Genomic DNA, 19,253 nt, shown 5'->3' with positions numbered 1-19,253 from the left:
GTCAGTACTCCACTCGCTGGCCGCGGCGGCGCAGGACGGTGACCTCGTCGCGCTGGTTGCCGGTCGGCCCGTAGTAGTTGAAGGCGTAGGTGAGCTGGGCGTGACCGCCCGCCAGGTGGGTGGGCTTGACCAGCAGCCGGGTCAGCGAGTTGTGCATGCCGCCGCGCCTGCCGGTGACCTCGGTCCTCGGCACGTTCACCGTCCGGTCCTGGGCGTGGTACATGTACACCGTGCCCTCGGGCATCCGGTGGGTGACCACCGCGCGGGCCGCCACGACGCCGTTGCGGTTGTAGGCCTCGACCCACTCGTTGTCCCGGACGCCGATCCTGCCGGCGTCCGCCGTGGACATCCAGATCGCCGGGCCGCCCCGGGACAGGTCGAGCATGTACTTGTTGTCCTGGTAGTTGGAGTGGATGGACCACTTGGAGTGCGGGGTCAGATAGCGCACGGTGACCTCCGCCCGGCCGTCCTCGTGCAGGTGCTCGTCGCCGTAGTGCCTCAGCGCGTTCAACGGCGGCCGGTAGACCGGGAGCTGCTCGCCCAGCTCGGCCATCCAGTCGTGCTGGACGAAGAAGTGCTGGCGGCCGGTGAGGGTGTGCCAGGGCTTCCGGTGCTCGACGTTGATGACGAACGGCGAGTAGCGGCGCCCGCCCGTCTCCGACCCCGACCACTCGTACGACGTGATCACCGGCCGGGGCTGGGTGCGGGTGTCGGCGAAGCTGATGCGCTCCGCCTCGCGTTCGGCGGCCAGTTCCGCCAGGCCCTCCCTGCCGGTCTGCCGCTCCAGCTCCCGGAACCCCTCCGTGGCCAGCCGCCCGTTGGTGGTGCCGGACAGCGCCAGGATCGCCTCGCACATGTGGGTCGCCGTGGCCAGGGAGGGACGTCCGGCACCGACGCCCTCGCGCACGGTGCCGCAGCGGTGCCGCAACTCCTCGATCTCCGGGCCCGGGTGGACGGTGACGCCCTTGGTGGTCGTGCCGAGGGTGTCCAGGAGCGGGCCGACGGCGCGCATCTTCTGCGCCACGGCCGCGTAGTCCCGCTCGACGACCGCGAGCCGGGGCATGGTGCGGCCCGGCACCGGTTCGCACTCGCCGGACCTCCAGTCCCGCACCACCCCGCCCGGCTGGGCGAGTTCGTCCGGCGTGTCGTGCTGCAGCGGCACGGCGAGCACGTCGGTACGGGTGCCGAGGTGCTCCGCGGCCAGCTCGCTGAACCGGTCGGCGATGCCCAGGAACGTGTCGTAGTCGGTGCGCGACTGCCAGGGCGGGGCGATGGCCGGGGTGAAGGCGTGCACGAAGGGGTGCATGTCCGTACTGGACAGGTCGTCCTTCTCGTACCAGGTCGCCGCGGGCAGCACCACGTCGGCCAGCAGCCCGGTGGAGGTCATCCGGAAGTCCATCGTGACCAGCAGGTCGAGCTTGCCCTCCGGCGCCTCGTCGCGCCACACCACCTCCTCGGGCCGCTGCTGCGGCGGCGTCTCGGCCGAGCGGACGGCGGCGTCGGTACCCAGGAGGTGACGCAGGAAGTACTCGTTGCCCTTGCCGGAGGAACCCAGCAGGTTCGCCCGCCACACGGTGAGTACCCGGGGGAAGCTGGCCGGGTCGTCCGGGTCCTCGACCGCGAAGCGCAGCCGTCCGGCTTTCAGTTCGTCCACGACGTGATCGGCGACCGGACGGCCCGCCGCGGCCGCCTCGTCGGCCAGGTCCAGCGGATTGCGGTCGAATCCGGGGTGCCCCGGCGTCCAGCCCAGCCGCACGGCCTGCGCCAGGCAGTCGGCGAACGCCTTGCCCCGGAACCGGTCCTCGCCCAGCGGGGACGCCAACTCCTCGGGCCCGAAGGCCTCGTAGCGCCACTGGTCGGTGTTGAGGTACCAGTACGACGTGCCCGCCATGTGCCGCGTGGGCCGCTGCCAGTCGAAGGCGAAGGCCAGGTGCTGGAAGCCGGTCAGCGGGCGGACCTTCTCCTGGCCGACGTAGTGCGCCCAGCCGCCGCCGTTCACGCCCTGGCAGCCGGTCATGGTCGTCAGGGCCAGGAAGGCGCGGTAGATGGTGTCGGAGTGGAACCAGTGATTGGTCCCCGCTCCCATCGCGATCATCGAACGGCCCCCGGTCCGCTCGGCGTTGCGCGCGAACTCACGGGCGATCCGGGCCGCCTGCGCGGCCGGCACGGAGGTGATCGTCTCCTGCCAGGCCGGCGTGTACGGCCGGTCCGCGTCCTCGTACGAGGCGGGCCAGTCGCCCGGGAGGCCGGGCCGGGCCACCCCGTACTGGGCCAGCATCAGGTCGAAGACGGTGGTGACCGTCCGGCCGCCGACACGCCGCACCGGCACCCCGCGCACCATGACGGAACCACCCTCGCCGGCCCCCTCGTCGAACCGGGGCAGGGCCACCTCCACCGTCTTCTCCGCCGTCTCCAGCAGGCTCAACTCGGGCTCCACGCCTTCGAGATCGAGGTTCCAACGGCCCCGCCCGGCCTCCTCCCACCGGAAGCCGAGCGAGCCGGCGGGGACCACCGCCTCACCGGTCGCCCGGTCCAGGAGCACCGTCTTGGCATCCGCGTGCTCCTCGTCGCTGCCGAGGTCGGCCGCGGTGAGGAAGCCGTCCGGGACGAGCCCGTGGCCGCCCTCGCGCAGGGTCACCAGGAACGGGGCGTCCGTGTAGGTGCGCAGGTAGTCCCGGAAGTACGGCACCTCGCGCTCGACGAGGAACTCGCGCAGGATCACGTGCCCCATCGCCATCGCCAGCGCCCCGTCGGTGCCCGGGTGCGGGGCCAGCCACTCGTCGGCGAACTTCACGTTGTCCGCGTAGTCGGGCGAGACCGCGACGACCTTGGTGCCGTTGTAGCGGGTCTCGGTGAGGAAGTGGGCGTCCGGTGTGCGGGTCACCGGAATGTTGGAACCCCACATCACCAGGTAGCCCGCGTTCCACCAGTCGGCCGCCTCCGGCACGTCCGTCTGGTCGCCGAAGACCTGCGGCGAGGCCACCGGAAGGTCCGCGTACCAGTCGTAGAACGACAGCAGCGTGCCGCCGATCAGCGACATGAAGCGCGAACCCGCCGCGAAGGACGCCATCGACATCGCCGGGATCGGGGAGAAGCCCGCCACCCGGTCGGGGCCGTACGCCTTCACGGTGTGCACGTGCGCGGCGGCGACCAGCTCGTTCACCTCGTCCCAGTCCGCCCGCACCAGACCGCCCTTGCCGCGGGCCCGCTTGTACGCCCGGGCCTTCGCCGGATCGCCGGTGATCTCCGCCCAGGCCGCCACCGGGTCGCCCAGCCGCCTGCGTGCCTCGCGCCACAGCTTCAGCAACTCGCCCCGGACATACGGGTACCGGACCCGGCCGGGGGAGTAGGTGTACCAGGAGAACGACGCCCCGCGCGGGCAGCCGCGGGGCTCGTACTCGGGGCAGTCCGCGCCGATGGAGGGATAGTCCGTGGCCTGGTGCTCCCAGGTGATGATGCCGTCCTTGACGTACACCATCCACGAGCAGGACCCGGTGCAGTTGACGCCGTGGGTGGAGCGCACCACCCTGTCGTGCGCCCAGCGGTCGCGGTAGAAGCCCTCCCAGCGCCCGTCGCCCTCGCCGAACACCGCCCGCCCGTCGGCCGACACCTCCCGGCGCGTCAGCAGCCTGCGGGCCGCCAGCGGCCACTTCTCCACGACGCCCGACTGGCGGGGCCGCCCCTTGCGATCGTTCTCCATGGCTCGGAACGCTAGACGGCGCGGGCGGTGCGCACCCGGGGCCCGGCGGGTCCCCGCCGGGCGGCGTCCGGCCCCGTTCCGGCGGCCCGCACAGGGACCAACGGCCCTGCGAACGGGGCCGGTCGGCGCGGGCTCCAGGCCGGGCCGAGGGTGCAGGCTGACTGCGATCGAACGAGCGGCGCCCATCGGTCCGGTGCCCCCGCGGCATGCCGGCCGCTGAAAATCCCCCGTCCCCGGCCGTGCTGCCCGGGAAGCGCCGGGGCGTACGCCCGATCGGTCACGCGTCCGGCCGTCCACCACGGCCGGACGCGATCACATGACGCGTCCGACCACATGACGCACCCGATGCACCCGATGCACCCGACGCACACGAACAGGAAGGCCCGCGATGAGCACCGCCCGTGCGATCCGCCGCCAACGGCACGACGCGGCACAACGGCCGTTCATCGTCATCTGGGAGTCCACCCGGGCCTGCCCGCTGGCCTGCCGGCACTGCCGGGCCGAGGCCCTTCCCGACCGCGACCCGAGGGAGCTCGACACGTCGGCCGCGCGCCGGCTGCTTCGCCAGGTGGCCGAGTTCGGGCACCCCGCACCGCTGTTCGTGATCACCGGCGGGGACCCGTTCCAGCGGCCCGACCTCACGGACCTCATCGCCCACGGCAAGGAGATCGGGGTCAGGGTCGCCGTCTCCCCCTCCGGCACCCCCACCCTCACCGGGGAACGGCTGCGGGCCGTGCGCGCCGCGGGCGCGGTGGGCCTCTCGCTCAGCCTGGACGGTTCCACCCCCGCGCTCCACGACTCCTTCAGGGGTGTGCCGGGCGTGTACGACTGGACCCTCGACGCCTGGGACACCGCACGGGCCCTCGGCATGAAGGTCCAGATCAACACCACCGTCACCCGGCACAACCTGCGCGACCTGCCCGACATCGTCCGGCTGGTCGCCGACCACGGAGCGATGCTGTGGAGCGCCTTCTTCCTCGTCCCCACCGGACGCGGGCGCCGACTGGACCCGCTCACCGCCGCCGAGGTCGAGGACGTCCTCAACTTCGTGTACGACATGGGCCGCACCGTGCCCGCCAAGACCACGGAGGCCCACCACTTCCGCCGGGTCGCCCTGCAACGGCAGATCCTCGCGCGCACCGGCGACGACCCCGTGGCCACGCTCGGACTCGGGCCGCTGTACCGGGAGTTGACCGAGCGTGCCGACACCCTGGGACTGCGGGAGGGCGAACGGCGGGTGCGCCGACCCCCGCTGGACGTCAACGCCGGGCGCGGCTTCGTCTTCGTCTCCCACACCGGCACCGTGCACCCCAGCGGATTCCTTCCGCTGGACGCCGGGAACGTCCGCCGCACGCCCCTGCCCGAGATCTACCGCGGCTCGCGGCTCTTCACCGGGCTGCGCGACACCGACCGGCTGGGCGGGCGGTGCGGGCGGTGCGAGTTCCGGCGGGTCTGCGGCGGTTCGCGCTCGCGCGCCTACGGGGCGACCGGCGATCCGTACGCCGAGGAGCCCTGGTGCGGCTACGTACCCGGCTCCTTTCCCCGCCAGAGTGAACTGGCCGCGCTGCTGGCCGGCCGAAGCAGCGCCGCCACGAGCGGCGGGGAGTGACGTGGCGAAGAACCCCGAGGAAGAAGCGACCGACCGTGCCGACCGTACCGACCCAATGGACCGCACCGACCGCGCCGACCGCACCGTCCTGGCCGGCCGTCCGGCGTCCGGCAGTGCCGTCTCCGAGCGGCCGCGTGCCCGGCACCTGACCGCGCACCTCCTCGTCGTGGCCTGGCTGCTGCCGGCGATCGTGGCGGCCGCCGGGCGCGACGAACTGCCCGTGGCCCGCTGGCTGGCCGTCCACCTCTTCCTCCTGGGCGCCGCCACCACCGCGGTCCTCGTGTGGAGCGAGCACTTCGCCGTCGCCCTGCTGCACGCCCGCGCGCCCGCCCGGTGGGGCAGCGACGCCCGCATCGCGGGGGTCAACGCCGCCGCCGCCGGGATCCTGGCCGGGGTGTGGGCGGACCGGCCCGTCCTGACCGGCGCGGCGTGCCTGCTGCTGGTCACCGCGGTCGGCGCCCACCTGGTGACACTGGTCCGGCTGGGCAGGGGCGCGCTGGGCGGACGGCTCGCCCCGGTCGTCGGCTTCTACCGCGCGGCCGCCGGGGCCCTGATCGCGGGCGCGGTGCTGGGCTGGCTGCTGGCCACCGGCGTGGCCGGGCCGCGCTGGTACGCCGGACTGCGGTCGGCCCACGTGCACGTGACCCTGCTCGGCTGGATCGGTCTGCCCGTGCTGGGCACCCTGTTCATGCTCTGGCCCACCGTGCTGGGCGTGCGGATGTCCGGCCCCACCACCCGGGTGGCGCGCCGCGTGCTCGCGCTCACCGTCACCGGTCTGCTGGTCGCGGTCACGGCGCTGGTGGCGGGATGGCGTCCGGGTGCCGTCGCCGGGATCGCGGGATACGCGGCCGGGGTGGGCCTCGCGGCCGTGCTCTTCGCCCGGACGGTGCGCGTCCGGCGCCCGGTCTCGTCGGCCGCCGCGGGGATGCTGGCCGCCGCCACGGGCTGGCTGTGCGTCGCCGTCGTGGTGGACCTGGTCCTCCTCTGCGTGCGTCCGCCGGACGAGGTGCGGGACGACGCGGGATCGCTGGGGGCGGTGCTGCTCGTCGGGTTCGTGGCCCAGGTCCTGGCCGGCGCCCTGACCTATCTGCTGCCGGTCGTGCTGGCCCACGGCCCGGGGGAGCGCGGCGCGCTGCGGGCCGTTCTGGAGTGGGGCTGGCCCTGGCGGCTGGCGCTCCTGAACGCCGGAGTCGCCGCCGCGGTCCTGCCACTGCCCGCTCCCCTCGGCGCGGTCGGCACCGTGGCGGCCCTCGCCGCGGGCGCCGGGTTCGTCGTCCTGGCGGTGCCGGTGCTCGTCCGCGCGAGCCGGGCGCGGCTGCGGGAGGGCGGCGCGCGGGAGCCCGGCTCCCGGGCACGCCGGGCCGCCCGGCGGCCAGTGCTGTGGGGCACCGCCGCGGGCACGGCGCTGGTGCTGCTCGGCATCCTTCTGGCCAACAGCGGCGCACGGCCGGACCCACCGCCCGCCGCCGCGGGAGCCGGCGGGACGGGCACCGGTGCCACCCGCACCGTCGCCGTGACCCTGGAGGAGCTGCGGGTCCGCCCGAGCCGGATCGAGATCGTTGCCGGTACGGCCCTGCGGCTGAGGGTCACCAACGGCGACAGCCGACGCCACGACCTCAGGGTGGCCGGCGGCGGCCCGGCCACGCCCATGCTCGCCACCGGCGAGAGCCACACCCTCGACCTCGGGCGGGTCACCGGCGACCGCACGGCGCACTGCACCCTGCCGGGACACCGGGCCGCCGGAATGACCCTGGACATCGACGTGAGCGCGACGACCGGTTCGAAGCGGGACGGCACGGAGCAGGACGGCACGGAGCAGGACGAGGACGCCACGGTGGAAGTGACCGGGCACGACGGCCACACGGCCGACGGCCCCGACGCGGGCGCCGAGTTCTCCGCGGACTGGCGGCCCCGCTCCGCCGGCCTCGCCCCGGCCCCCGGCGGCACGGTCCACCGGGTCGAACTGCGCGCCGGCCGCACCCGGGCCGAGGTGGCCCCCTCCGTCACCCAGGAGATGTGGACCTTCGGAGGCACCGCCCCCGGCCCCACCCTGCGCGGCCGGGTCGGAGACGTCTTCGACATCACCCTCGTCAACGACGACACCATGGGCCACGGCATCGACTTCCACGCCGGCTCCCTCGCGCCCGACCGTGCCATGCGCACCCTCGAACCCGGCGAACGCCTCCGGTACCGCTTCCGCGCCGAGCGGGCCGGGGCGTGGCTCTACCACTGCAGCACCGCGCCGATGCTCCAGCACATGGCCAACGGCATGTACGGCGCGGTCGTCGTCGACCCGCCCGGCCTGACGCAGGTCGACCACGAGTACGTCCTGGTCTCCTCCGAGCTGTACCTCGGTACGCCCGGCAGCGCGGCGCAGGTGGCGAAGATGCGCCGGCACGCGCCGGACGCCTGGGCCTTCAACGGCGTCGCCGGCCAGTACACCGAGCGGCCGCTGCGCGTCCGGGCCGGCGACCGGGTCAGGTTCTGGGTGGTGGCCGCGGGGCCCGTCGACCCGGTTGCCTTCCACGTCGTCGGCGCCGTCTTCGACACGGTGTACAAGGAGGGCGTCCCCCTGCTGAGACCGGACGACCCGGGCGGCTCACAGGTCCTCGACCTGGCCCCGGCGCAGGGCGGTTACGTCGAGACCGTGTTCCCCGAGGCGGGGCACTACTCCTTCGTCGACCACGACATGCGCCGTGCCGGGGCCGGGGCGCGCGGCACGGTGGAGGTGAGCGAGTAGTGGACGCCGTCGGGTGGTGGTCGGTCGTGCGGTTCGTGCACGTGGCCGGAGCCGCCCTGTGGGTCGGCGGCCAACTGGCCCTCACACTCGTGGTCCTGCCGCTCGCCCGCCACCTGCTCGCCCCCGGGGCGAAGGACCTCCTCACGGCACAGGTCGGCCGCCGCTTCGGGCTGCTCACCGGTGTGCTGTTCCTGCCCGCCCAGGTGGGCACCGGCTGGGCCCTCGGCTGGCACAAGGGCGTCACGTGGGCGTCCCTCGCCGAACCGGGGTACGGCCGCACACTGGCGGCCAAACTGGGCCTGTTCGCCCTGGTGATGCTGGCCGCGGCCGGTCACGGCGCCGCCCACGCCAAGGGCCGCCCGGCACTGGCCCGCGCCCTGGCCGTGGTGTCGCTCGTGGCCTCGCTCGGCGTCGTCCTGCTCGCCACCGCACTGCCCGCGACCTGACATTCCTTGGTGGCAGGGCAGGGCAGGGCAGGGCAGAGCAGGGTAGGCGGACGCGGGGCGAACGCGGGGCGGACGCGGGGCGGACGCGGGGCGGAGCCGCTGGTCCAGGTCGTCGCGCCGCCGGACCGGGCCCGCCGGGACCCGCCGCACCCGTGCTCCCCCTCCGGTGGCCGCACGAGCCGGGTGGTCCAGGCGGCAGGGCCACCCGGGCCACCGCCGGGGACCGTTCACCCCTCCGCGAGGGCCGCACCGGGACGCAGGGTGGGCACCACGGCAGACCGTTCGCGAAGGAGCCGCCATGCAGACCCGGGAAGTCGACGCCACAGCCGTTCAGACCCTGCTCGCCGCGGCCGTGGCGGCGCCCTCCGTACACAACACCCAACCGTGGCGGTTCGGCGTGGACACGGACAGCCGGACCCTCCAGGTACGGGCCGACCGCGAGCGGTGGCTCACGGCCACCGACCCCGAACGGCGCGCCCAGCACCTGTCGGTGGGCGCCGCCGTCCTCAACCTCCGCGTGGCCGCCGCCCACCTGGGCTGGACCCCGGCCGTCACACTGCTCCCGCCGGGGGACGACCCGGGCCTGCTGGCCACCGTACGGCTGTCCGAGCCACAGCAGTCGCAGCAGCCGACAGCCGGTGAACGGCAGTGGCTGGGCCGCCTGTACGAAGCCGTCGAGCGCCGGCACACCAGCCGCATGCCCTTCACCGGGCGGCCGGTGCCCGACCACGTGGTGGCCGAGCTGACCGACGCCGCCCGGGCCGAGGGCGCGCACCTGGACGTCCCCGGCATCGTGGCCACCCGTGCGCTGCTGCGGCTGACCGGGGCCGCCGAGGCCCGCAACGCCGCCAGCGCCGAACGCACCGCGGAGTCCCGGGCCTGGGTCACCGCACCGGGAGCCGGTGCCGAGTACGGCGTCCCCGTGACCGCCCTGGGGCCCCAGGATCTCTCGGAGCGCCTGCCGATGCGGGACTTCGCCGCGCCCCTGCCCGCACTCGGGCGGCCGGCCGTGCGGTTCGAACGGCACGTCCAGGTCGCCCTGTTGTGGACCTCGCACGACCGGCGTCAGGACTGGCTGCGGGCCGGACAGGCCCTTCAACGCGTGCTGCTCACCGCCACCGCGCACGGCGTGCGCACCTCGATGCTGCACCAGGCGATGGAGTGGCCGGACCTCAGGGCGGCGATGAGCGGATCACGCCGGCGCCACCACCCGCAGCTGCTGATCCGGTTCGGCTACGGACCGGAGGGCGGCCGTACTCCGCGCGCCGCCCCCGGGACCCCCGGCCCTCCGCCCGGGGACCCTCCGGCCGCGGAACGGGACTCCCGGCCCATGCCGCCGGGACGCCGGACGACGCGACAGTGATCACGAGAATCCGGCGCACGGCCGATCAGGCCCCCCGGCGGACCGGGCCGGGGCGCGCCGACCACCGTGAGGGAAGAGGACGAACGCATGGTCCAGCGACTGAGCGAGCAGCAGGACACTTCGCCGCCGGGGCACACGGGCGCGTCCGTGCCCGGCCGGGCCTGGGCGATGCTGGGCCTGGCCACGGCCGGCTTCGCCGTGAACTTCTGGGCGTGGGCCCTGCTCAGCCCGCTCGGCCCCCGTTTCAAGGAGAGCCTCGGCCTGACGTCGTTCGAGCAGTCGCTGCTGGTGGCGGTGCCCGTCGTGGTCGGCTCACTCGGCCGGATCCCGGTGGGCGCGCTGACGGACCGGTTCGGCGGGCGGATCATGTTCCCGCTCGTGTCGGCCGTCACCATCGTGCCGGTACTCCAGCTGGGCCTGGTCGGCCACTCCTCGCTGGCGGCGCTGCTGGCCGGCGGGTTCCTCCTGGGCGTCGGCGGCACCTCCTTCGCCGTCGGCGTGCCCTTCGTCAACGCGTGGTTCCCGCCCGAGCGCCGCGGTCTGGCCATCGGTGTCTTCGGCACCGGCATGGGCGGTACGGCGATCAGCGCCCTGACCACCGTGAAGCTCGTGGACGCGCACGGCACGGCCACCCCGTTCCTGATCACCGCGGCGGCGCTCGCGGTCTACGCGGTCGTGGCGGCGGTACTGCTCAGGGACGCCCCCGTCCGCGCCGTGCCGTCCGCGCCGCTCGCCCACCGGCTGGCCGCGACCGTGCGGCTGGGCACGACCTGGCAGGCGTCGGCGCTGTACGCGGTGGCCTTCGGAGGCTATGTGGCCTTCTCCGTCTACCTGCCCACCTACCTGAAGACCGGCTACGGCCTCGCCCAGGCCGACGCGGCGAACCGCATGGCGGGGTTCGTGCTGCTCGCGGTGGTGATGCGGCCGGTCGGCGGCTGGCTGTCCGACCGCGTCGGGCCGGTCCGGGTGGTGACCGGCACCCTCGTGGTGGTGCTGGCGGCGGCCCTCGCCCAGTCCTCGACGCCGCCGCTGACGCCCGTAGGCACCATCGCGTTCCTGTCGCTGGCCGTCTCGCTGGGCGCCGGCAGCGGCGCCGTGTTCGCCCTGGTGGCGCTGCTCGCACCGGCGAACAAGGTCGGCTCGGTCACCGGCGTGGTCGGCGCCGCGGGCGGTCTCGGGGGCTTCGTGCCCCCGCTGGTGATGGGGTCCCTCTACGGGACCTACGGCTCCTACGCGCTGGGGCTCGTGCTCCTCGGGGCCGTCGCGGCGGCGGCGCTGGCCTACACCGCCACCAGCCTGCGCCGGACCGTCCCGGGCGGCGCCGCACCCGCCGAATAGGACCGCCCGGCCCGGCCCGGCCCGCCGTTCACTGCTCACCGTTCACCGTTCACCGTTCACAGGTTCCATCCGCCGCCCGGAGGCCCCATGTGCGAGTACTGCGGCTGCCAGTCGCTGACCTCGATCGACGAACTCACCCGCGAGCACGAGGCGGTGGTGGCTCTCATCAGCCGCGTGCGCGCGGCTCTGAAGGCGGGCGACGGCGCCGCCACGGCCGCACTGGCCCGGGACATCGCCGCCGTCCTGGCGCCGCACACCCAGGTGGAGGAGCGCGGTCTGTTCCCGGCGATGGCCGTCGAGTTCCCGGACCGGATCGCCGCTCTGGAGGCGGAACACCGCCGGATCGAGGCCGTACTCGCCGAGGCGGCCGACCGCGTTCCGGCCGACCCGGCCTGGCCCGGCCGGCTGCTGGACACCCTCGCCCAGCTGCGTGAGCACATCCTCAAGGAACAGGACGGGGTGTTTCCGGCCGCACTGGCCACCCTGACCACCGAACAGTGGGAGGCCGTCGAGACCGTACGCGCCCGGGTGGGCAGCGCCCTGCCGGGACCGGGCAGGTGACAGGGAGGCGCCATGCCCGCCTCCGCCCGCCACCCGGGTCCTCGCTCCTGCCCTCCGGGCCGGTCCCCGAAGGGCAGGAGCGGAGGAGGGCCCGGTGTCAGCCCGTGGCGTCCGCCAGCCAGAGATCGGGGCCGAACACCTCGTACCGGATGCGGCGGGCCGGGACGCCCGCGGCGAGCAACTGGGTGCGTACGCCGCGCATGAACGGCAGCGCCCCGCACAGGAACACCGCGGCACCGGCGGGCAGTTCCAGGCCGGTGAGGTCCATCAGGCCGCTGCGCGCCGCCGGTTCCTCCGGGCCGGGCCGCTCGTACCAGAACACCGCCCGGGCGTCCGGCAGCCGCTCGACCAGTTCGCGGGTCTCGGCGCGCAGGGCGTGCTCGGCGGGGGACCGGTCGGCGTGCAGGACCAGGACCGGCCGGGCGGACTCCTCGGCCGCCAGGTGGGCCAGCATCCCGGTCAGGGGTGTGCAGCCGATGCCCGCGGAGACCAGCACGAGTGGCGCGGCCCCGTCGGTGTCGTCGAGGACGACGTCGCCCGCGGGGGACGACAGGGTCAGTTCGTCGCCCCGGCAGACGTCGTCGAAGAGCAGGTTGGACACCTCGCCGTCCGGCGCCCCGTCCGTGCCGGCGACACGTTTGACGGTGATCCGGCGGAGTTCGCCGCCGGGGGCCGAGGAAAGGCTGTACTGACGCACCTGGTGCATCCCGTCGGCCATCAGCAGCCGCACACCGACGTACTGGCCGGCCCGTGCGCGCGGGGCCGGCGCGCCGTCGGCGGGGCGGATCACGAAGGACACCACGTCCGGCGTCTCCGTGCGGCGCTCGACCACCTTCCACTGCCGCCAGATCACGCCCGGACGCAGCCCCGCCTCGTGGTAGAGGCGTGCCTCCTGGCCGATCAGCGCGCCGGCCATCAGCCAGTACACCTCGTCCCAGGCGGCCGCCACCTCCGCGGTGACCGCGTCGCCCAGGACGTCGGCGATCGCGGCGAAGAGGTACTTGTGCACGATCGTGTACTGGTCGTCGGTGACCCCGACGGAGACGTGCTTGTGCGCGATGCGCTCCAGCAGGGCGTCCGGACGGGTGTCCGGGTGGTCGAGCAGCGCGCCCGCGAACGCGGCGATCGAACCGGCCAGCGCCCTTCGCTGGGCACCGCTCGCCTGGTTGCCCCGGTTGAACAGCCCGTCGAGCAGTTCCGGCCGGTCGTGGAACATCGTCCCGTAGAAGCGCGAGGTGATCTCGTCGAGCGCTCCGGCCACGGCGGGCAGCGTGGCCCGCACCACGGACGCGGACTCTGCGGACAGCATGGAACCTCCCGTAGGGGATGGGGGAGTTGAAGGACCGCGGCACTTGATGCGGCGGTGCGTCCTTGTGTAGCAGCACGCGGCCCGCGTTCCGGCTCCGATGTGCCGTTCGCGGCCGACGGGGGACCAACGGAGGGCGGAACAGGGCCGTTGGTCCCCGGCCCGGCCGCCCCCGCCGGGGCTCAAGGTCCCGGAGGGAGGCCTCCACCCGGCCCTGTGCCGCGGCCCGGGAGGGTTCCGGAGAGTCATGTCCCGGCGGGCGGCGGTGCCTGGGTGAGCCTGATGCCGGTGATCAGGTCCGGGACGATGCGGATCGCGTAGTCCATCCTGCGGTCGACCCAGGGGCGCAACAGGGCCTGGTAGCGCGTGAGTTCCGCCGGGTCGGTGACCGGCCGCGCGTAGCCGGTCACCACGACGCTCCACCCGAGGTGCGTGTCCGGGTCGATCGCGTCGGCCTCGTAGGCGACCACGACACCGGGATCACCGGCCCGCTGCGTGCGGGAGGTCAGGGCCGCGCCCTCGTGGGTGCGGATGACGATGTGGCCGCGGTCCATCACGTGGTTGACCGGACGGATCGTCGGCAGTGCGTGCCGGGTGAAGACGACCCGTCCCAGGGAGACGCTCCCCAGAAGGGCGAGCGCCTCATCGCCGCCCAGCTCGGTGCTGCGGCGCGGTGCCACCGGAGTCGAGGAGACGGTCTCGCGGGTCATGGCAGGCTTTCGTCGGGGGCGCGGAATGGCGGGGGCCTGTTCGGCGGGGGTGCTGCCGGTTCATTGGAGCGCCGCCGGCGAGCCGTGTGCTAGGGCCGTTCGGCCCCCGGAACACCGCCGCCCGGCTGCCGCGGGCCGCTCGCGCGCGAGAGCGGGGGAAACCGGGCCGACCGGCCCTGGTCCTTCGGCCCCGGGCGCAGGAGGATCTTCGTGGGGGAGCCGCCGGGGAGCGGCTCGCCGCACGAGCGCGGACAGGAGTATGCGATGGCGGACACCGAGCGGCCCGGCCCCGGGAGCCCGATACGGGTCTTCCTGCTGGACGACCACGAGGTCGTACGGCGCGGCGTGCGCGACCTGCTCGACGGCGAGCCCGGCATCGCCGTCGTGGGCGAGGCGGGCACCGCCGAGCAGGCCCTCGTCAGGGTGCCCGCCCTGCGTCCCCACGTGGCGGTGCTCGACGTACGCCTGCCCGACGGCGACGGGGTGGGCGTCTGCCGGGAGCTGCGTTCCCGGATGCCGGAGCTGGCCTGTCTCATGCTGACCTCGTTCGACGACGAGGAGGCCCTGCTGGACTCCGTCATGGCGGGTGCGGCCGGGTACGTGCTCAAGCAGATCCAGGGCTCCGACCTCGTCAACGCCGTGCGGACGGTCGCTGCCGGACAGTCCCTGCTCGACCCGAGCGCGGCGACCCGGCTGATGGCCAGACTGCGCGGCGAACAGGCCGGACAGCAGGAGGAGGCGTCGGACCCCCTGCCGGGCCTGACCGACCGTGAACGGGAGATCCTCGCCCTGATCGGTGAGGGCCTGACCAATCGCCAGATCGGACAGCGGCTCTATCTCGCCGAGAAGACGGTCAAGAACCACATCTCCCGGCTGCTGGCCAAACTGGGCGTCGAACGCCGCATCCAGGCCGCGGTGATCGCGACCCAGGCACAGGACCGGCTCCGCCGCGAAGGACGCTGAAGCGGAGGGCGGGGGCGCCCGGACGCCGGGCGGTGCCCCTCGGGCGCACGGCGCGGACGGGGCCCGCTACCGTGTATGTGACCGGGGCGCCGGCCGCCGGCGCGCCGGCGGGACCTGGAGGAGCATCCGTGGACAGCCCCGACGAGGCGGAAGCCCGGGTACGCCTGCCGCAGCTGCGGCTGGACGAGCTGCTGGAGGAACTCCAGGCCCGGCTGGACGCCGCCCGGGGCACCCGCGACCGGGTGCACAGCCTCCTCGAGGCGGTGCTCTCGGTGGGCCGGGAGCTGGACCTGGAGCACGTGCTGCACAGCATCGTGGAGGCGGCCGCAGCCCTCGTCGACGCCCGGTACGCGGCCCTCGGCGTGATCGGCCCCGACGGGAAACGGCTGTCGGCCTTCCACACGGTCGGTGTCGGCGAGGAACAGATCGCGCGCATCGGGCCCCTCCCCGAGGGCCACGGCATCCTCGGCGAACTCATCCGCCACCCCGAGCCCCTGCGGCTGCCCAGGCTCTCCGAGCACGTCTCCTCGTACGGCTTCCCGCCGCACCACCCGCCGATGAACACCTTCCTCGGGGTTCCCATCCGGGTCCGGGACCAGGTCTTCGGCAACCTCTACCTGACCGAGAAGCGCGGCGGGGCCCACTTCGACGAGGAGGACGAGTCGGTCCTGTCGACCCTGGCCGTGGCGGCGGGCGTCGCCATCGACAACGCCCGCCTGTACGAGCAGTCGCGGCTGCGGGAGCGCTGGCTGCGGGCGAACGCCGAGATCACCCGCAGCCTGATGTCCGGCAGTGAGCGGGGCGAGGCGCTCGGCCTGATCGCGGAGCGCGCCAGGGAGATCACCGGCGCGGCCCTCGCCGTACTCACGATGCCCATGCGCGACACGGACTCGCTGGTGGTGGAACTGGCCACCGGACAGGGCGCGGAGGAGCACCAGGGTCTGGTCCTGGCCGTCGACAAGAGCCTCACCGGCCTCGCCTTCGCCACCGCCGCACCCGTGCGCAGCGCGGACATCACCCGGGACACGCGAGTGTCGGCCGACGCACCCCGGTTCACCGGGCTCGGACCCGCGGTGGCCGTTCCCTTCGGCGCGGCCGGCGAAGGCGTGCGGGGCGTGGTGCTGCTGGTGCGCCGGGCGGGAGGAGCGGTGTTCACGCAGAAGGAGACGGAGTCGCTGCAGGGGTTCGCCGCGCAGGCCGCGCTCGCCATGGAACTCGCGGAACGGCGCCGGGACGCCGAGCAGATCGCCGTGCTCCAGGACCGCGACCGGATCGCGCGGGACCTGCACGACCTGGCGATCCAGCGGCTGTTCGCGACCGGGATGACCCTGCAGAGCGCCGGCCGCCTGATCGAGCAGGGCCCGGCGGCGGAGCGGGTGCTCCGGGCGGTGGACGACCTGGACGAGACCATAAAGATCATCAGGTCGACGATCTTCGGACTCCGGGAGCGGGACGCCGCCGGTGCCGGACTGCGCAGCCGCACCGTGCGGGTCGTCGGCGAGGCGGCCCCGGTCCTGGGCTTCGCGCCCAGCCTCAGGATGGAGGGCCTGCTGGACACCGAGGTGCCGGGCCGGATCGCCGAGCACGTGATCGCGGTGCTGTCCGAGGCGCTGACCAACGCGGCCCGGCACGCGCGGGCCGACCGGGTGGCCGTGGCCCTGGAGACGGACGGCCGCGAGGTGCGGCTGACCGTCACCGACAACGGCGTCGGCGTTCCCTCCGGCGGGCGCCGCAGCGGCCTGCGCAACCTGGCGGAGCGCGCCGGTCAGCTGGGCGGCGAACTGCGGCTCACCAGCCCGGCGGACGGCGGCACCTCCCTGGTCTGGTGCGTCCCGGTACCGGACGAGGGGTGAGCCCGGAGCTTCGGGCCGGGGTCAGAGCAGGCGGCCGCTGCCGTGCGGCGCGTAGAGGTCGAGCAGCCGGATGCGGGCCGCGTGCAGCCGGTGGGCGACCACCCCGCCGACCCAGACGGCGACCGCCCGGCCGAACTCCGGGTCGCGGGCGCACGTCCGACGCACGGATTCCGCGTCGAACTCCCAGGCCCGCACCGGAGTCGTGGTCTCGGCGCCCAACTGCCACCGGTACGGCGGGAAGTGCCAGGAGCAGCCGACCGGCTCGCCGTGGCCCAGCGTCTCGATGACGGCGGCCCGGCGGCCCGGCACGCGCAGGTCGAGGCTGACCGTGCCCGTCCGCACGATCCAGAACCGCTCCGCGCGCCGGCCCTCCTCGAAGAGCCGGACGCCCTCCGCGAAGGAGACTTCCCGGGCGAGCCGCACGAGTCGCTCGCGATGGTCGCCCGGGAGGGCAGCGGACAGGGTGGTGATGGAAGTCATCGTCCCGGCTCCTTCGTATGCCGCGAGGCTGTCGGTGCGAGCGTCCCGCCGCGCGGGCCCGCGGTGTCAGGGGCCGTTCGGACCCGGCAGCGGGCCGTTCGGACCCGGCAGGACCCGAACGGACCCGGCAGCGGTTCGTGCCCCGGTAAGGCGGCGCGCACCGGTAAGGGGTTCACTCCGCCCGTTCCGGTGCGCACCGCACCGGGGTCAGCCGACCGGGAACGGCAGTCGCGCGGCCAAGTCGCCCAGCGTCGCCCGCTCCGCGTCGGCCGGCGGGCGCCGGCCGGTGCCGACCAGGAGGACGTCCTCGTCCGGGAACGACCGGGGGAACTCCGCCCCGACGACCCCCTCGAACAGCTCGCGTGCCGCCGCCAGCCCCTCGGCCGGGGGCCGTGCCGCCCCTGGGACGCACGCGACCAGATCGAGGTGGTGCAGTGTCCACTCCAGGACGTACGCGCCGAGGTAGTCGCCCACCGTGAGCACCTGGTCCTGCGTGCTCACCCGGCCCGTGGGGTCCGCGAGCGCGGCGGCACGGCCGGCGGCGGAGCCGACGTCGTCGAGGTGGAACCTCAGCAGCCACGGCTGCTCGTACGCGGCCGCCAGGCGGACGGTCAGTGCGTCGAGCGGGTCGTCGCCCGTCGGGGGTTCGACCACCCGCCAGTAGGTCACCGCGTCCCGGGTCGGCGCGGCGACGGCCGGTGTGGCCAGGGTGATCAGGACGTCCTGGGCATCGACCACCAGGTGGCACACCAGATCCCGCACGAGCCAGCCGGCGCAGCCGGAGGGCCGTGCGAAATGCTCGTCACCGAGGCCGGCGACCGTGGCGCGCAACGCCGACCAGGAGCGGGAGAAGAGGTCCACGCCCGCCAGCCAACACCAGCGGCCGCCCTGCCGCGACCGGATTTCGCGAGGGCGGGACCGAAGCACCCGTGCGGGGGCGGGCCCGCGCTCAGCCGCCGGCGGGCGCGGACTTCTCCGGAGGGTCGACCAGCTGCTCGCGCACGTAGTTCCAGACCACGGCGATCAGCGCGGCGACCGGTACGGCGAGCAGGCTGCCCACGATCCCGGCCAGGCTGCCGCCCAGCGTCACCGCCAGCAGGATCACCGCGGCGTGCAGGCCGAGGCCGCGGCTCTGGACGATGGGCTGGAAGACGTTCCCCTCCAGCTGCTGCACCACCACGATGATCGCGAGCACGATCAGCGCGTCCGTCAGACCGTTGGACACCAGGGCGATGAGCACCGCCACGAAGCCGGCGAACAGGGCGCCCACGATCGGCACGAACGCGGACACGAACGTCAGCACCGCCAGGGGCAGTACGAGGGGCACGCCCAGGATCCACAGCCCCAGACCGATGAACACGGCGTCGATCATGCCGACGAGAGCCTGCGACCGGACGAAGGCGCCCAGGGTCTCCCAGCCGCGCAGGGCGACGACCGGGACGTCGGTGGCCAGCCGGCCGGGCAACTGGCGGGCGAGCCACGGCAGGAACCGGGGTCCGTCCTTGAGGAAGAAGAACATCAGGAAGACGCCCAGCACGGCGGTGACCAGCCCGTTGACCACCGAGCCCACCCCCGACGCCACGGCGGTGGTGATGGTGCCGACACTGTCCTGGACGCGTGCCACCGCCGAGTCGACCGCACCGCTGATCTGGTCGTCGCCGATGTTCAGCGGCGGCCCCGCCGCCCACTCGCGCAACCGCTGGATGCCCTCGACCACACCGTGCGTCAACTCGTCGGTCTCGGAGGACATCGGCACCGCGATCAGGGCCACGATGCCCAGGACGACCAGGAGGAACGTTAGCGTCACCACCGCGGCGGCCAGTGCCGGGGGCCAGCCGTGCCGGCGCAGGAAGCGGGCCGGGGGCCAGGTCAGCGTGGTCAGGAGCAGGCCGACCACGAGCGGCCACACGACCGGCCACATACGGCCCAGAACCCAGAGGGTCACCGCGAGCATGACGAGTATCAGCAGCAGCTCGCCCGAAAGACGCGCGGTGGCGCGCAGCGCGGTCCGGGTCTTCGCGGCACTCAATCCGGCAGACATGGAGATCACCCTACGGGGACGTGCGGGGGGGGGGGGGGCCGCCGGGGGGCCCCCCCCGCCCGCGGGCCGCGCCGGCCGGGGGGGGGCGCGGGCGGCGGCGCGGGGGCCGGGGGCCGGCCCGGGGGGGGGGGGGCGCGGCCGCG

At 74.5% G+C, this 19,253-nt stretch carries 14 protein-coding genes; 8 read left to right on the top strand and 6 right to left on the bottom strand.

Annotated elements, in window-relative coordinates; genetic code table 11:
- Position 1: 1 nt before the first annotated feature.
- Complete coding sequence (locus HZS56_RS18730; RefSeq protein ID WP_216721851.1) at positions 2-3,700, bottom strand: nitrate reductase subunit alpha; 3,699 nt, start codon at positions 3,698-3,700, stop codon at positions 2-4.
- 388 nt (positions 3,701-4,088) lie between these two features.
- Here HZS56_RS18730 and HZS56_RS18725 point away from each other — a divergent pair, with 388 nt between their 5' ends.
- The 6 genes from HZS56_RS18725 to HZS56_RS18700 all read left to right on the top strand — a co-directional run bounded on the left by HZS56_RS18725 (position 4,089) and on the right by HZS56_RS18700 (position 11,757).
- Positions 4,089-5,309: a TIGR04053 family radical SAM/SPASM domain-containing protein gene (locus tag HZS56_RS18725; RefSeq protein ID WP_216721850.1), complete on the top strand. Its 1,221-nt coding sequence runs from the start codon at positions 4,089-4,091 to the stop codon at positions 5,307-5,309.
- Between the two features lies 1 nt (position 5,310).
- Positions 5,311-8,049: a multicopper oxidase domain-containing protein gene (locus HZS56_RS38915; RefSeq protein WP_216721849.1), complete on the top strand. Its 2,739-nt coding sequence runs from the start codon at positions 5,311-5,313 to the stop codon at positions 8,047-8,049.
- Positions 8,049-8,495, top strand: a complete 447-nt coding sequence (locus HZS56_RS18715; RefSeq protein WP_216721848.1) for a hypothetical protein — start codon at positions 8,049-8,051, stop codon at positions 8,493-8,495. The genes HZS56_RS38915 and HZS56_RS18715 overlap by 1 nt, the downstream gene beginning before the upstream one ends.
- A 298-nt stretch (positions 8,496-8,793) precedes the next feature.
- On the top strand, positions 8,794-9,858 hold the full coding sequence (locus HZS56_RS18710; RefSeq protein ID WP_216721847.1) for an Acg family FMN-binding oxidoreductase: 1,065 nt from the start codon (positions 8,794-8,796) through the stop codon (positions 9,856-9,858).
- An 87-nt stretch (positions 9,859-9,945) separates the two neighbouring features.
- Positions 9,946-11,196 carry an MFS transporter gene (locus HZS56_RS18705; protein WP_253914482.1) on the top strand — a complete coding sequence of 417 codons (1,251 nt, stop codon included), beginning with the start codon at positions 9,946-9,948 and terminating at the stop codon, positions 11,194-11,196.
- An 87-nt stretch (positions 11,197-11,283) separates the two neighbouring features.
- Positions 11,284-11,757, top strand: coding sequence for a hemerythrin domain-containing protein (locus HZS56_RS18700; RefSeq protein ID WP_216721846.1), 474 nt, complete (start codon positions 11,284-11,286; stop codon positions 11,755-11,757).
- 97 nt (positions 11,758-11,854) lie between these two features.
- On the opposite strand, the gene HZS56_RS18695 is transcribed toward HZS56_RS18700, so the two are convergent.
- Together HZS56_RS18695 and HZS56_RS18690 are read right to left on the bottom strand one after the other, a co-directional pair.
- The gene (locus tag HZS56_RS18695; protein ID WP_216721845.1) at positions 11,855-13,066 is read right to left on the bottom strand and encodes a globin domain-containing protein; all 1,212 of its coding nucleotides are present in this window, start codon (positions 13,064-13,066) and stop codon (positions 11,855-11,857) included.
- 242 nt (positions 13,067-13,308) lie between these two features.
- A complete protein-coding gene (locus HZS56_RS18690) occupies positions 13,309-13,773 on the bottom strand; it encodes a pyridoxamine 5'-phosphate oxidase family protein (protein WP_216721844.1) in 465 nt (154 codons plus the stop codon).
- A 264-nt stretch (positions 13,774-14,037) separates the two neighbouring features.
- On the opposite strand from HZS56_RS18690, the gene HZS56_RS18685 reads away from it, so the two are divergent.
- Together HZS56_RS18685 and HZS56_RS18680 are read left to right on the top strand one after the other, a co-directional pair.
- Positions 14,038-14,736, top strand: coding sequence for a response regulator (locus tag HZS56_RS18685; RefSeq protein WP_216721843.1), 699 nt, complete (start codon positions 14,038-14,040; stop codon positions 14,734-14,736).
- 128 nt (positions 14,737-14,864) lie between these two features.
- The gene (locus HZS56_RS18680; protein WP_216721842.1) at positions 14,865-16,589 is read left to right on the top strand and encodes a GAF domain-containing sensor histidine kinase; all 1,725 of its coding nucleotides are present in this window, start codon (positions 14,865-14,867) and stop codon (positions 16,587-16,589) included.
- A 21-nt stretch (positions 16,590-16,610) separates the two neighbouring features.
- Here the strand turns inward: HZS56_RS18680 and HZS56_RS18675 are convergent, their stop codons facing one another.
- The 3 genes from HZS56_RS18675 to HZS56_RS18665 all read right to left on the bottom strand — a co-directional run bounded on the left by HZS56_RS18675 (position 16,611) and on the right by HZS56_RS18665 (position 19,110).
- Positions 16,611-17,069: a cyclic nucleotide-binding domain-containing protein gene (locus HZS56_RS18675; RefSeq protein WP_216721841.1), complete on the bottom strand. Its 459-nt coding sequence runs from the start codon at positions 17,067-17,069 to the stop codon at positions 16,611-16,613.
- A gap of 207 nt (positions 17,070-17,276) precedes the next feature.
- The gene (locus HZS56_RS18670; RefSeq protein ID WP_216721840.1) at positions 17,277-17,930 is read right to left on the bottom strand and encodes a maleylpyruvate isomerase N-terminal domain-containing protein; all 654 of its coding nucleotides are present in this window, start codon (positions 17,928-17,930) and stop codon (positions 17,277-17,279) included.
- Positions 17,931-18,018: 88 nt separating this feature from the next.
- Positions 18,019-19,110, bottom strand: coding sequence for an AI-2E family transporter (locus tag HZS56_RS18665; RefSeq protein ID WP_216721839.1), 1,092 nt, complete (start codon positions 19,108-19,110; stop codon positions 18,019-18,021).
- Between the last annotated feature and the right edge of the window lie 143 nt (positions 19,111-19,253).

The organism is Streptomyces mayonensis, assembly GCF_018982965.1.
Taxonomy (GTDB): domain Bacteria; phylum Actinomycetota; class Actinomycetes; order Streptomycetales; family Streptomycetaceae; genus Streptomyces; species Streptomyces mayonensis.
The sequence above is the reverse complement of the archived record's forward strand: the minus strand, read 5'-3'. Positions and strand labels throughout refer to the sequence as shown.

Excerpts from the sequence above, each read along its gene's own strand:
- HZS56_RS18730 (WP_216721851.1), bottom strand. The coding sequence starts at position 3,700 with ATGGAGAACGATCGCAAGGGGCGGCCCCGCCAGTCGGGCGTCGTGGAG.
- HZS56_RS18725 (WP_216721850.1), top strand. The coding sequence starts at position 4,089 with ATGAGCACCGCCCGTGCGATCCGCCGCCAACGGCACGACGCGGCACAA.
- HZS56_RS18710 (WP_216721847.1), top strand. The coding sequence starts at position 8,794 with ATGCAGACCCGGGAAGTCGACGCCACAGCCGTTCAGACCCTGCTCGCC.
- HZS56_RS18705 (WP_253914482.1), top strand. The coding sequence starts at position 9,946 with ATGGTCCAGCGACTGAGCGAGCAGCAGGACACTTCGCCGCCGGGGCAC.
- HZS56_RS18700 (WP_216721846.1), top strand. The coding sequence starts at position 11,284 with ATGTGCGAGTACTGCGGCTGCCAGTCGCTGACCTCGATCGACGAACTC.
- HZS56_RS18695 (WP_216721845.1), bottom strand. The coding sequence starts at position 13,066 with ATGCTGTCCGCAGAGTCCGCGTCCGTGGTGCGGGCCACGCTGCCCGCC.
- HZS56_RS18690 (WP_216721844.1), bottom strand. The coding sequence starts at position 13,773 with ATGACCCGCGAGACCGTCTCCTCGACTCCGGTGGCACCGCGCCGCAGC.
- HZS56_RS18685 (WP_216721843.1), top strand. The coding sequence starts at position 14,038 with ATGGCGGACACCGAGCGGCCCGGCCCCGGGAGCCCGATACGGGTCTTC.
- HZS56_RS18675 (WP_216721841.1), bottom strand. The coding sequence starts at position 17,069 with ATGACTTCCATCACCACCCTGTCCGCTGCCCTCCCGGGCGACCATCGC.
- HZS56_RS18665 (WP_216721839.1), bottom strand. The coding sequence starts at position 19,110 with ATGTCTGCCGGATTGAGTGCCGCGAAGACCCGGACCGCGCTGCGCGCC.